7 protein-coding genes and 1 tRNA gene are annotated in these 10,624 nt (G+C 37.3%); 4 read left to right on the top strand and 4 right to left on the bottom strand.

The window, feature by feature from the left end:
* The 3 genes from AACP56_RS16830 to AACP56_RS16820 form a co-directional block, all read right to left on the bottom strand.
* Nucleotides 1-309: carboxypeptidase-like regulatory domain-containing protein (locus tag AACP56_RS16830; RefSeq protein WP_339338651.1), on the bottom strand; the 309-nt coding region annotated here is incomplete at its 3' end.
* Nucleotides 310-550: 241 nt separating this feature from the next.
* Complete coding sequence (gene polA / locus AACP56_RS16825; RefSeq protein ID WP_339338649.1) at nt 551-3,412, bottom strand: DNA polymerase I; 2,862 nt, start codon at nt 3,410-3,412, stop codon at nt 551-553.
* Between the two features lie 101 nt (nt 3,413-3,513).
* Nucleotides 3,514-4,509 carry a N(4)-(beta-N-acetylglucosaminyl)-L-asparaginase gene (locus AACP56_RS16820; protein WP_339338647.1) on the bottom strand — a complete coding sequence of 332 codons (996 nt, stop codon included), beginning with the start codon at nt 4,507-4,509 and terminating at the stop codon, nt 3,514-3,516.
* A 42-nt stretch (nt 4,510-4,551) separates the two neighbouring features.
* On the opposite strand from AACP56_RS16820, the gene AACP56_RS16815 reads away from it, so the two are divergent.
* From AACP56_RS16815 to AACP56_RS16805, 3 genes are all read left to right on the top strand, one after another.
* A complete protein-coding gene (locus tag AACP56_RS16815; protein WP_339338645.1) occupies nt 4,552-5,274 on the top strand; it encodes a copper homeostasis protein CutC in 723 nt (240 codons plus the stop codon).
* Between the two features lie 55 nt (nt 5,275-5,329).
* The gene (locus AACP56_RS16810; protein ID WP_339338643.1) at nt 5,330-6,565 is read left to right on the top strand and encodes a metallophosphoesterase; all 1,236 of its coding nucleotides are present in this window, start codon (nt 5,330-5,332) and stop codon (nt 6,563-6,565) included.
* A 91-nt stretch (nt 6,566-6,656) separates the two neighbouring features.
* Nucleotides 6,657-6,956, top strand: coding sequence for a thioredoxin family protein (locus tag AACP56_RS16805; protein ID WP_339338641.1), 300 nt, complete (start codon nt 6,657-6,659; stop codon nt 6,954-6,956).
* 12 nt (nt 6,957-6,968) lie between these two features.
* On the opposite strand, the gene AACP56_RS16800 is transcribed toward AACP56_RS16805, so the two are convergent.
* Complete coding sequence (locus AACP56_RS16800; protein ID WP_339338639.1) at nt 6,969-10,328, bottom strand: glycosyltransferase family 117 protein; 3,360 nt, start codon at nt 10,326-10,328, stop codon at nt 6,969-6,971.
* Nucleotides 10,329-10,520: 192 nt separating this feature from the next.
* Here AACP56_RS16800 and AACP56_RS16795 point away from each other — a divergent pair.
* Nucleotides 10,521-10,592, top strand: a tRNA-Gln gene (locus tag AACP56_RS16795).
* Nucleotides 10,593-10,624 lie beyond the last annotated feature (32 nt).

Below are 10,624 nucleotides of genomic sequence, written 5' to 3'. Positions count from 1 at the left end.
TTCAAGCGCCTGCGCGTCCTCTTCCATCTGTACGTTTATAGTACTGGCTGATCCAACGGTCCTGTCGACCGTTCTTTGGCCTATGTAAGAAAATCGAATTACCTGCCCAACATTGGCAGTTATGGAATAATTTCCATCAAAATCTGTTTGCGTACCATTAGAGGTGCCAACAATAACAATGGACACACCCGGAAGCGGAAGATTGTTTTGGTCAGTAACAGTACCTGAAATTGTTTGTTGTTGTCCATAAGATAAAATAGCGAACAACATAAATAAGGGTATTAAAACCCTAGTTAGTTTTGTTTTCATTTAGTGATTATTTGAATTAGCTGGCTCTAAAATCTTAATAAAATCTTAATAATCCAAGATTAACCTATTAAAATTGTAGTTCAATGTTAAATTAGAATTAATAATTGCTAAATTTTTAATAAATAAGAAGCATTTTGCAGTTAACACAGATAATTAACATATAAGTTGAAGCAAGTGTATTTAGTTCTGTATTTTTAATCAACTTTTTGCTAGTTTTTTTGGCTATGGTTTTATGCTGAAGTTAATGCGCCTCCAACCAATTCTCGCCAATCCCAACTTCTACATCTAGAGGAACTGCCATGGTATAAGCATTTTCCATTTCAGATTTAATGAGGGTTTTCATTTCTTCGAGCTCTGGTTTGTAACAATCAAAAACCAATTCATCATGAACTTGCAACAACATTTTGGTTTTGTAATTGCCTTCGGATAGTTTGTTGTGGATATTGATCATCGCAATTTTAATGATATCTGCTGCGCTACCTTGAATAGGTGCATTCACCGCATTTCGCTCTGCGGCCCCACGCACTACTTGATTGTTACCATTAATATCCTTTAAATAGCGTCGGCGACCCAAAATGGTCTGTACATAACCGTTATCACGGGCAAAATCTATTTGTTCGCTCATGTAATTTCTGAGCTTTGGATAGGTTTTGTAATAGGTGTCAATCAACTCTTTGGATTCAGCTCGAGTTAAATCTGTTTGATTGCTTAAACCAAAGGCAGAAACACCATAAATAATCCCAAAGTTTACTGTTTTGGCATTACTACGTTGTTCACGGGTAACCTGATCTATAGGTACATTAAATACTTTTGAAGCTGTGGAAGCATGAATGTCCATTCCATTTTTAAAGGCTTCAATCATGGTGTCTTCTTCACTTAAAGCAGCGATAATCCGTAGTTCTATCTGAGAATAATCTGCAGCCAATAAAACATAGTCTTTGTCCCTTGGCACAAATGCCTTACGCACTTCACGACCTCGTTCGGTTCGGATAGGAATATTCTGCAGATTAGGATTGTTACTGCTCAATCGACCAGTTGCTGCAACGGTTTGCATATAATCGGTATGTACCCGGCCAGACTTGGTTTCTACTTGTTCCGGCAAAGCATCTACATAAGTGCTTTTTAGTTTGGCAAGTCCACGGTAATCCAATACGTTTTGAATAATCTCATGGTCCTTAGCGAGATAAGACAGGACATCTTCAGCAGTGGAATACTGACCTGTTTTTGTCTTTTTGGGCTTATCTACCAACTTCATTTTATCAAATAATATCTCGCCCAATTGTTTTGGGGAACCAATATTGAATTCCTGACCGGCAGCTTCATAAATGTTTTTCTCTAAATTTTGGATGTCATTATTCAATTCTTTAGAAAGGGAACCTAAGAATTCTTTGTCCAGATTAATTCCCTCACTTTCCATAGCAGCTAAAACCCGTAGCAATGGAACTTCAATTTCTTCAAATAGTTTTTCCGTTTTTGCCTCAGCAAGTTCTGGTCTAAAATGCTGTGCTAATTGGAAGGTGATATCTGCATCTTCAACCGCATATTCAGTTTGCTTTTCTATAGGAACATCTCGCATAGAAAGCTGGTTTTTTCCTTTTTTGCCAATAAGCTCAGTTATAGAAACAGGAGTGTAATTGAGGTAAGTTTCAGCAAGCACATCCATGTTGTGCCGCATATCTGGATTGATGAGGTAATGCGCCAACATGGTATCAAAAAGCTTTCCTTTGACCTGAACCCCGTAGTTCTGCATCACTTTAATGTCATATTTTAAGTTCTGACCTATTTTCTCGATAGTTTCAGATTCAAAAAATGGACGTAATTGCTCAATAAGCTTAGTAACAGTTTCCTTGTCTTCAGGAAATGCCACATAAAATCCTTTTCCAGTATTCCAGCTAAATGCAATACCCACCAATTCTGCTTCTAACGGATTTATAGATGTGGTTTCCGTATCAAAACAAACCGAAGTTTGATCTAGTAACTTTTTAAGGAAAAGTTCCATTGCCAATCCAGGTTGTACCAGTTGGTAAAAATGAGAAACATCGTCAATTTTATTTCTGCTATTTACATCTTTAATAGTTGCTGGAGATTCTGACGGATTGCCTCCAAATAGTGAAAACTGACCGCTACCGGCTGCTTGAGTTTCGGTGTTAACCTTTTTGGAGGTAATTGTGTTCGAAGCCCCCTCCGACTCCCCCACAGGGGGAGAATCTGCAATGTCATTTGAGAATATTTTTATAAACTGGTCTTTTAGCCTTCTAAACTCCAGTTCTTCAAAGATTTCTTGCACTTGTGCGCCATCTGGCTCGCACATCTCATAATCATCAGCGTTAAAAGTAACCTGGCAATCAATTTTAATTTCGGCCAGTTTTCTGGAAAGTCTGCCTAGTTCGGCATTGGCTTCTACTTTTTCCTTCATTTTTCCTTTAAGCTGGTCGGTATTAGCTAAAAGCCCTTCCATATCACCAAATTGTTCCAAAAACTTTTTGGCGGTTTTATCACCAACACCAGGTAGACCAGGAATATTGTCACTGGCATCACCCATCATGCCCAAGTAATCAATCACTTGCTCAGGTCTTTCTACTCCAAATCGTTTTTGAATTTCTGGAATGCCCCAAATTTCTATTCCGTTTCCCATTCGTGCTGGGCGGTACATAAAGATATTTTCAGAGACCAATTGTCCAAAATCCTTATCTGGTGTGACCATAAAGACTTTGTAGTTTTCTTTTTCAGCTTGTTTGGCAATGGTCCCGATAAGGTCATCAGCTTCGTAACCTTCTAGCTCCACGATTGGGATTTTCATAGCCTTTAAAATATTCTGAATATAGGGAACAGCTATTTTTATGGCATCTGGAGTTTCATCACGGTTTGCTTTGTACTCTTCAAAAAGCTCGGTACGCTCAACACTGCCTCCTTTATCAAAAGCAACGGCCAAATGGTCTGGCTTCTCTCGTTTGATAACATCAAAAAGTGAATTCATAAAACCCATAATAGCAGAAGTATCCATGCCTTTAGAATTAATTCTCGGGTTTTTTATCAATGCATAGTACCCGCGAAAAATTAAGGCATAGGCGTCTAGTAGAAAGAGTCTTTTTTGGTCAGACATGTTGTTTAATTGTCAGTTAGTGATTAAAAAAGTTGACAGTTTTTAAAAGTAGAAAAAAGATTCAAGAACCTAGAAATCTTGTCGCTAAAAGTGAATTGATTTTAGGTCTTTTCATAAAAGCTCTCTACGGTTCTATTTTCATGCCCTTTTTGGGAGTATTCCCGATAAGTAAATCCTGGATGTACACAATAACCTCCCGTTTCACCATACTTATTTATAGCTATAAAACCGATTTGAAAGTCTTTTCTATCCTTATTTTTAGCAATGATACGTTTAACTCCTTCTTCACAAGCTTCTTGTGGCGATTTTCCTTGCCGCATCAACTCTACGATTAAAAAACTACCTACGGTACGTACTACTTCCTCCCCAACGCCAGTAGCAGTGGCACCGCCAACCTCATTATCTACAAAAAGACCAGCGCCAATAATAGGAGAATCACCTACACGACCAGCTAATTTGTAAGCCATTCCACTTGTGGTACATCCGCCAGAAATATCTCCATTCTTATCAATGGCCAACATGCCAATGGTATCGTGATTTTCAATATTAATAGGAGTTTCATAATTGGACTCTTTTTTCCACTCCAGCCATTCTTGTTTGGATTTCTCAGTTAATAAATTCACTTTTTTAAAACCCTGCTCATAGGCAAATTGCTCTGCACCCTTACCAGCTAAAAATATATGGGGTGTTTCTTCCATTACTTTTCGGGCTACAGAAATAGGGTTGGCTATATTTTGCATGGCCAATACTGCTCCACAATTTGCATCTTTATCCATAATACAGGCATCCAAAGTAACATTTCCATCCCTATCTGGTCTTCCGCCAGTCCCAACGGTTTGATTGTTCACATCATCTTCCTCTACCATTACACCCTGCTCAATGGCATCTAAAGAGCTGCCTCCAGCTTCTAGTACTTCCCAAGCTCTTGCAGATGCATTCATAAAATTCCATGTACAAATGACAATTGGTTTTATTTTAGCTGATACAGGTGCTATCTCATCTTTCTTCGAATTGTTCTGGCAAGAAGCTATAATCGGTGTTGCGACTATACCGGCAGTGCTAAGGCTGGATTTCTTTAAAAACTTACGTCTTTTCATCGTAGGGTTGATTATTTTTAAAACTTGAATAAATATAGCAATATGCTTATTGAAGTTTGTGCCAATTCTTTACAATCTGCTCTTAATGCTGAAAAGGCAGGTGCTAACCGAATTGAACTTTGCACAGAGTTGGGAGTTGGTGGTGTTACACCTTCATATGGTTTAATTACTGCTGTAAAAGAACAAGTGAATATTCCAGTCCATGTTTTGGTTCGCCCCAGATGTGGTCATTTCACGTATTCTAAAACAGAATTCGAGGTGCTGTTAAAGGATATTGAGTTCTGTAAGAATCTTGGAGTTGATGGAATAGTGTCAGGAGTCCTAAATTCTGATGCTACTTTGGATTTAGAGCGCACAAAGCAACTTGTTGAATTATCAAAACCATTGCATTTTACATTTCACCGCGCTTTTGATTGGGTTTCTAATCCTCTGAAAGTATTGAGTAAATTGGAAGCCATAGGGGTTGATACAATTCTAACTTCGGGTAAACACTTAACAGCAGAAAATGGAATTGAACTTTTAAAAGAATTAAATTCAGTTGCTGACAAAATTTCTATTATGGCTGGGGCAGGGGTGAATTTAAATAATATTAAAAAATTTATGCATATTGGTTTTAAAGCGATTCACCTTTCTGGGACTAGCTTTGGTAATGAAGTTTCCATAAATCGTAAAGTGCCCATGAATTCTCAAAAACATCTAGAAGAACATCATGTGGCTGTAACTAACGTTGAAGTTATCCGTCAAATAGTTCAGAGCGTTAAATAAATTGAAAAAGCACGTGAACCTTTTTCAAAAAAAATAGCTTTGTAAAAAAATATACATGTCTCGATTTCTTATCATCTTATCAATCATTTACATCATTTTGGCTGTTTATGGCTTTCAGGGATTTAAAACCATATTTAAAAACCAATGGTTGCAACTTACATATGGAGTATTGTTTTTAGGTGCTATATCACTATTTATATATAAGGTTTTAGAGTATGTTCCTGGTAAAGCTTTACAACCAGGTACTGCTATTGCCGGTGGGGTATTCTTTTCCTTTTTAATGTTTGCTTTAGTCTTAGGTTTTTTTCTTTTGGTTGAAGACATAGTGCGCCTTTTTACATTTATCTACAATAAAATTAATGGACTTGCAGAGGGAAATACCAATTATTTTCCATCTAGGAGAAAGTTTGTGAGTACAATCGGTTTAGGTCTAGCAGCATTACCGTTTGGAGCTCTCTTATATGGAATGTACAAGGGAAAGTACAACTACAAGGTGCTTAAATACGAATTGGAGTTTGATGACTTACCAGACGCTTTTGATGGATATCAAATAACACAGATTTCAGATGTGCACAGTGGTAGTTTTGATAATCGCAAAAAAGTGGCATATGGTATCGACTTGATTAATGAACAAAAGAGCGATGTTATTTTGTTCACGGGAGATATGGTCAATAATAAGACTGAAGAAATGGAACCTTGGGCAGATTTGTTCGCTACACTCAGTGCTAAAGATGGTGTGTATTCTGTTTTAGGTAATCACGATTATGGAGATTATGTGGGTTGGGAAAATGATGAAGCAAAAGCGAAAAATTTGCAGGAATTAAAAGATCTTCAGAAAAATATGGGCTTTGATCTTTTGCTGGATTCCCATCGTTATCTAGAGCGAGACGGAGAGAAAATTGCATTGTTGGGTGTTGAAAACTGGGGCAGAGGTAGATTTAAAAAAGCAGGAGATTTGGAGCGAGCTAAAAAAGGAGTAAACGAGCAAGACTTTAAAATTTTGATGAGCCATGATCCATCTCACTGGGAAGATGTTGTAATAAATGATGACTACCATTTTCATTTAACATTAAGTGGCCACACTCATGGGATGCAGTTTGGAGTTGAAATTCCAGGATTTATTAAATGGAGCCCAGTAAAATGGCGTTATAAATATTGGGCCGGTGTGTACAAGGAGCTAGGCCAATATATAAACGTAAACAGAGGTTTTGGATTTATTGGTTATCCGGGGCGCTTCGGAATTTGGCCAGAAATTTCGGTCATCACCCTTAAAAAGAAAGGTTTAACGTGAATTTAACGCATATCAAGTTGCTAATGGCTTCACTTCACGTATAACTTTAACATTTTTTCTTACTTTTGAAGCGAAACATAACCTATTTGCCATGTCTAAATTTGGTGAACTTATTGACTTAAATGTTCCAGTATTATTAGATTTCTATGCTGACTGGAATGAACAATCAACCTCAATGCATCCTGTATTAAGAGATGTTGCCGCTGCCCTTGGTGATAAAGGTAAGGTCATAAAAATTGATGTAGATAAAAACAAGGAGCTTTCCCAAGCCTTAAGAATCAAGGGTTTACCTACTTTGATGATATACAAAAAGGGCGAAATGGTTTGGCGACAAAGTGGTGAACAAGACGCCAATACCTTGATTGGTATTTTAAGCGAGTACACCAACTAAGTTTATCTTTCCCTACTCTTGAATTAATGCACTGTCTTCTACCGCTGGAATAGAATCAAGTGGAATCGTATCCTGCATATCAGGATCTAAATTTTGAGGTTCACTTAGATATTCTTGATCCTCTTCTCCAATAAACTGTGTGAACTTATCTATATACTCGTTAAAAATGAGGGTTTCTTTTTCAGCAAAGTCCCTGTCCCTATTTCTAATAAGAATATCTATATTTCTCCGATATGCTTCCATATCTGTTAAGATGTCATCTATCTTATTGTACTGTTCATCCAAAGGAATACCAGCATAATATTCTAATCGCTCTTGATATACTTTTTTGAGCTTACTAAAGAGTTCGCGTGCTTTTTGCTGACTGCCTACCTTGTAATAGCCATCTACAAAAGGTTCTACAAAGGCATAAAAACCATAGTGTTCAAATGGAACATTGGTCATAGCTATGTCTATAGTTTTTTTGGCAGCATCAATTTTATCTTCGGCAAGTTGGTTTTCCATCAACCTAGCAAGATTACTTCTAAAAGAAAGTCCTTGAGACCTAGTTTGTGGATCATGGTAAATATCTGAACTTGAAGCATTGCCCCATTCCCAACTATCCACAATTTTGGCCATTAAATCAGTATCAATACGCCCCATTTCATAAGGGCTATCATTTGTAGTTTTAATAGGTACTAATTTATAAACGAGGCCGTCTAACTGTAAATATTCCTTCATCCAAATATATTCAGCATTGTCAAAACTTCCTCCAGAGAAGTAGATAGGTCTTTTCCAATCATTATTGGCTAGTATATCCAACATCAGAATTCGATTCTTTGGCAATGCACTTTTCGGAAGGTCAATATCAATATAATCCAAAATTAAATCTGCATCCTCTTGTTTTACCAATCCACTGGATAAAACATTTTGCTTATTAACTGGAATTCGGATTTTGTTAGTTGGGTAGTAAACAATATCCAAATTACTTTCAGAATACTTATCCATATCCCCACCGCTTTTTTCCACGATAAAACGGAACTTGGTCTGTGGGTTGTCACTCCCGATCCAATTCATAAAGTCTTTAATACTCCAACGACTTTCGGAAATAGCCTTGCCAAACAAGTCATCAACATCTTGAGAGTAAACCGCATCTCTTGTACCATATGCATACTTATCATGAGTCAATTGAGAAGGTATGGGGTCGCTCTCGTAGGCCTTCCGTTTCATTTGATCTATGTACCAATCCGTAGCAAAAAGACTGGTATTTATAGTGCGAACATCTGTTCTATATCCTTCAATCTCTTGAACGTACCACAGTGGAAAAGTATCATTATCACCAATTGTAAAGAGAATGGAACCTGCATCTTCCTGGCATGAAGCTAGATATGCTTTTGCAGTAGAGTTTGCGGTATATCTGCTAGAACGGTCATGGTCATCCCAATTTTGATATGCCATTAATAGCGGTACTGACAATAGGCATATTGCGGTGACGATTGGTGCGGATAGTTTTGGTTTCAATAATTTCCGTACTTCTTCAAAAAGTCCAAAAACACCTAGGCCTATCCAAATGGTGAAAATATAAAAAGAACCTACCAATGAATAGTCCCTTTCCCTAGGTTGAAAAGTATAGGGATTAGTGTAAAATTGAATGGCGATCCCCGTGAATATAAAGAATACGAAGAGTACCCAAAATTGTTTTGGATTCCTTGAAATTTGAAATACCAAACCTATGATTCCTAAAAGTAACGGTAAAAAGAAGTACGTATTTCTAGCTTTGTTATCCAATATGTCACTTGGAAGATTTTCCTGACTTCCAAGCCTTATACTGTCTACAAAGGGAATCCCACTTAACCAATGGCCATTTTCATCATACCTGCCTTGGACATCATTCTGCCTTCCAACAAAATTCCACATGAAATAGCGCATGTACATATATCCGAATTGAAATTCGAACATGTACTTTATGTTCTGTCCTAAACTTGGAGGCAAAACCTCAATGTATTCGCTAAATTGTCGTAAAAATTGAATGTATTGTTCGGTGTCTATTTCACCTTGGGCTTCAAACTCCCTGAACTGTTTTACGGCATCCCTAAGTTGATTGTCCGATATATAGCGCGGCTTTATTTTAAAATCCAATCGGCCAAAGTAGCGCATGTAGTTTTCGGCGTGTTGATCGCTCCATAAACGGGGGAGTAGTCCCACATGTTTTTTATTTGGGCCTTGTAGCGCATTTTTGTATTTGTTTACAATTACATACTTGCCCAGCTTTTTGTCTTTTTCATATTTTGGTTTATCATCAATATCCTCTCCAGCTGGAGCAAATGTATCTGAATAATAAGCACCGTAGAAGGGACTTTCAACACCAGGATATTGCTCTCTATTGTAGTATGCCAATAATGAACGGGCATCTTCAGGATTGTTTTCGTTAACTACGGTTTGTGAATTTGCTCTTATGGGGAGCATCAACCAAGACGAAAAACCAAGAATCAAAAACATGAAGCAAAGCACAATAGTGTTGGCTGTATGGTAATTGTTCTTTCTTGTATAACGGAGCGCAAAATAAAAAACGGCAACAAATAACAAGCCCATTATAATGGTGCCCGAATTAAAGGGCAGACCGACTTGATTTATAAAGAAAACTTCGCTCCAACCAAAAACTTTTAAAACGTACGTAAGCGAAAATTTATAAACTAACATTAGTATGGCAATAACAATGATATTGGCCAATAAAAAATTCTTAACTGTGGTCTTTTTGTATTTTTTAAAGAAATACAACAGGCCTATTGAAGGAATGGCTAAAAAGCCCATAAATTGAATTCCGAAAGTAAGACCAACTACAAAGCACATAAGTATTAACCACCTATTGCCTCTTTGATCCTCAAGATTGTCTGTCCATTTTAGCCCTAGCCATAATAAGAGCGCCATAATTAAACTGGCCATCGCATACACTTCTGTCTCCACTGCATTGAACCAAAAGCTGTCAGAGTAAGTAAAAGCCATAGAGCCAACTAACCCACTACCAAGAACGGCTATTGCATTGCTGTTGGATAACTTTGATTTTTTTACGATTAATTTTCGAGTAAGGTTGGTAATGGTCCAAAACATAAAAAGTACGGTAAATGCACTTGATACTATAGAAACTGCATTGACCATTAATGCAACCTTACTGGTATCTCCAAAAGCAAATATGGAAAAGAACGCTCCAATCATTTGTAGTAGAGGAGCTCCTGGAGGATGACCAACTTGTAGTTTTGCCGAAGTAGTGATATACTCACCAGCATCCCAAAAACTTCCGGTAGGTTCGACGGTTATACAATAGGTTATAAATGCAATTGAAAAAGCGACCCAACCCAAAATGGTATCCCATTTTCCAAAGTTTTTTGCAAACATGTAATACTTACTTTACCGATTGGGGCGAAATTACCAAATAAAAAAGAGATGCATAGGTAATTTTCAAAAACCTTTAACAAGAATATCGCTTAGTTTTCGTTCTAATTGTGAAGAATTTATTTGGCGAAACAAAAGTTTGTTTTAAATTTGCACGCTCTAAATACCGAATGCAAGTTTGGTTAGAGTTGGCACTGGCCCATGGTGTAATTGGCAACACTCCGGTTTTTGGTACCGTCATTCAAGGTTCGAGTCCTTGTGGGCCAACATAATAAGATAAAAAACCCCGACATAATAGT

This window comes from Croceitalea sp. MTPC6 (genome assembly GCF_036985525.1).
Classification (GTDB): domain Bacteria; phylum Bacteroidota; class Bacteroidia; order Flavobacteriales; family Flavobacteriaceae; genus Croceitalea.
Note: the sequence above shows the minus strand (reverse complement) of the source record. Positions and strands in the feature narration are given on the sequence as shown.